Origin of the sequence: Microbacterium sp. Leaf351 (genome assembly GCF_001423825.1) — a bacterium.
Lineage (GTDB): Bacteria > Actinomycetota > Actinomycetes > Actinomycetales > Microbacteriaceae > Microbacterium > Microbacterium ginsengisoli.
In genome coordinates this window covers 57,611-60,760 of the sequence record NZ_LMPK01000003.1, presented here as the reverse complement: position 1 = coordinate 60,760, position 3,150 = coordinate 57,611, and the positions used below count along the sequence as shown (strand labels likewise).

Here is a 3,150-nt window from a genome sequence, read left to right as displayed (position 1 = left end):
CCCCGCCGAGTACTACTCGGCGATCGCCCGCGCCCTCGCCGCCGGCGTCGTGATCGTGGCGGGCACTCCGAACGCGAACGGGTCCGCGTCGACCTATCCGTGGGACGCGAACGGCGTCGTCGCCGTGTCGGCGATCTCCTCGACCGGGAGCCTTCTGGAGAACCCCGCCGGCACTCCCGTCATCAACGACGACGTCACCGTGGCGGCCCCCGGTGTCGATATCTCGACCCCCGCCGGCGCGAGCGACGGCAGCTGGATCGCAGGGACCTCCTCGGGATCATCGCTCGCGACGCCGCTGGTGGCGGGAATGCTCGCGTTGGCGAAAGAGAAGTATCCGTCGGCGACCGGGAATCAACTCATCCAGTCGCTCATCCACCACGCAAGCGGGACGACGAACGGAAACCTCGCTGTCGCACAGGGATACGGATACGGCGGCGCACTCCTCGCGGGCATGCTGAGCGCCGACCCCGCGTCCTATCCCGACACCAATCCCCTCATGGGGAAGTCGTCGGGCCTCCCCACGGCGCAGCAGTTCGCAGGCGCCCGCAGCGGCGGCGCCTCCACGTCCTCCGCGACGCCGAGTCCCGTGCCCTCCGGAGCGGGCACCGTCGCCTCCCCCGAGTCGAGCGGGGGCGTTCCGATCGCTCTCGGCGCGGCGGGCCTGCTCGTGGTCGCGGGCCTCGCCGTGACGACGGTGCTCGTCATCCGTCGAACACGCGCACGAAGTCCTCAACGGAAGGATGCAGGATGAGCAACCCCGGGCCTTACGAACAACGACTCATCCAGCTCGCTCAGGTCGGCGACTGGTCGCAGGCGAACCTGCCGCAGCTGCAGAGCCTCCTCCCCGACCTCGCCACGGTGCTCCGGGCGGCGTCGGACGACAACGGACTGACCGGACAGGCGGCCCTCGCCGCGTCAGAGACGCTCCGCACATCGGCGACGGCCATCGACCAGCTCACCGCGGCGATCGGCGTCTTCCAGGCCGCCATCACGCAGGCGAATGCCGAGCGGGCGTCCGCCCGCTCCGCGCTCGCCGCGCTCCCGAACGGATCTCTCGACGGAACCCAGGAGGCGCTCGTGCGTGGGGCGGCGACGGGACTGACCCTCCCCCTCGGGCCGATCTCGGTCATCGCCGGGCCGTTCGCGGTCGACCAGATCAATCAGTGGATGAGCTCCCAGCGCGAGGCCGCCGCGCACAAGGCCGTGACCGCTGCGTCGAGCGGCATCGCGGCATCGATGTCCGATCAACCCCGGTTCCCACTGCTGTCCGCTGACGGCTTCAGCCGATTCACCCTCGACACGGCACCCGATGGGACAGACACGCCGGCGACGCCGCCGGCGCGCACATCGACGACGCACACCGCGAACACCGTCACCGCACCGCCCGTTCCCACAGCGGCCACGGTGCCCGGTGTGACCGACCACACCGTGCAGACCGGCGACGGCAGCTGGACCGGGGGAAACGACATCGTGCTGACACCGGACGGTCCGCTCGGCTCCGGGGGAACGAGCTTCGCCCCGGGAACGGTCATAGGGAGCGGAGCCGGCACGGGACTGCAGGGAGGCGCGTCGACTCTCACTCCGGCCACCCCCGGCGGGTTCGGGGCGGGCGCCGGAATCGCCGGTGCCGCGATGCTCGGAGCCGGCGCGCGGTTCGCCGGTGCGGGCCTCACCGCGGCGGCCACGGCCGACGCGACCCCGGGCGCGGGAGCGTTCGCCGGCGGCAGGGGGGCGGGCTCCTCCGGCGGGTCGGGCGGCCTGGGCGCCGACGCCCGCAGCGGTTCCGGAGGACTTCTCGGCGGCGCCCGCTCGTCGGCTGCCGGAGCGGCCACGGCCGCCCCCACCGAAACGTCGGGGACGCGAAGCGGCGCCGCGGGCGGCATGCTGGGCGGCGGCGCCCCGGGCTCGGCGAACGGCGACGGGAAGCGCGGCGGCCGCGGCCTCGGCGGCCCGGTCGCACCGAAGCTCGAGGAGGACGTCGACCTGGGTCCGCGCTCGGAGGGCGCCGGAGCGGGCGGACGCGCCTGACCGGGCGACGCCCCGCCACCACTGACAGCCAGCCCCGCCGCCCGGTCACACGGCCGGTAGGGCCCGAGACGCACCGAGGGAGCACCCGGATGAGCGGAACACCGCGACTCGCACCTCCGCGCGTGCCCAGCGGCAAGATCCTCGTGCAACCTCCTCCCGAGCTCGTCCCCGCCGACGGGGCCGGGGGCATCCTCACCTCACTGCTCCCGATGATCGGCTCGGTCGGCGCGATCGTGATGGTGACGATCTCCAACGCCGGGCCGACCGGCTTCATCACCGGAGGCATGTTCCTGCTGTCGTCGCTCGGCTTCGTCGCCGTGAACGGGTGGCGACAGCGCTCGCAGCGAGCCGCGCAGGTGCTTGCCAACCGGCGCGAGTACCTCGCCTACCTCTCGGAGCTGCGGGATACCGTGCGCAGCGCGGCCCGCCAGCAACGCCGGCACGGGAACTGGATCCACCCGGCCCCCGCCGCGCTCCCGTTCCTCGCCGAGGAGCGCACCCGCGTCTGGGAACGGGCCGGGACAGACGACGCCTTCCTCCGCACCCGTGTGGGAGTGTCCGATCAGCCGCTGTGCATCACACTCGAGGCGCCCGAGCTCCCTTCGCTCGCTCAACTCGACCCGGTCGCCGCGAGCGCGGCGCACCGGTTCATGCTCACCCACGAGATCCAGCCCGCGCTGCCGCTCGCCGTCGACCTCGGGGACGACGCCCGCACCGAGATCATCGGCTCCGACGAAGACGCCGTGCGGGCGCTCGCGCGATCGATGGTCATCGGCCTCGCCGCCCTCCACGACCCCGACACCCTCCAGATCGCCGTTCTCGCCGGGCCCTCGCAACTGCCCCACTGGGAATGGGCGAAGTGGCTGCCGCACGCGCAATCGGTGCGGGTGGAGGATCGCGTCGGGCCCGCACGCCTGATCGCCTCCGATCTCGACACTCTCGAGGACCTGCTTCCGGCGGGTCTGCGCGAGCGTCCGCGATTCGGCCGCGACACCCGCACGAGCCCGCACATCGTGATCCTCGTCGACGGGGTACGGCTGCCCGCGGGGCATCCGATCGTCGGCGGCGAGGGCATGGCCGGCGTCACGGTACTCGAACTCCCCGAACGGTGGAGCGACCTCG

General features: G+C 73.0%; 2 protein-coding genes and 1 pseudogene. All 3 read left to right on the top strand.

Annotation, left to right across the window (positions count from 1 at the left end):
* Positions 1–751, top strand: a 751-nt coding sequence (locus ASG00_RS16375) for a S8 family serine peptidase (protein WP_235559057.1), incomplete at its 5' end; no start/stop codon positions are given.
* Positions 748–2,028 carry a hypothetical protein gene (locus ASG00_RS01755; protein WP_056206396.1) on the top strand — a complete coding sequence of 427 codons (1,281 nt, stop codon included), beginning with the start codon at positions 748–750 and terminating at the stop codon, positions 2,026–2,028. The genes ASG00_RS16375 and ASG00_RS01755, both read left to right, overlap by 4 nt.
* A gap of 89 nt (positions 2,029–2,117) precedes the next feature.
* Positions 2,118–3,150 (top strand): annotated as a pseudogene (locus ASG00_RS16370) (type VII secretion protein EccC); the annotation flags it as partial.

Bases quoted from the DNA above. Each gene is read 5' to 3' on its own strand.
- ASG00_RS01755 (WP_056206396.1), top strand. From the start codon at position 748: ATGAGCAACCCCGGGCCTTACGAACAACGACTCATCCAGCTCGCTCAG.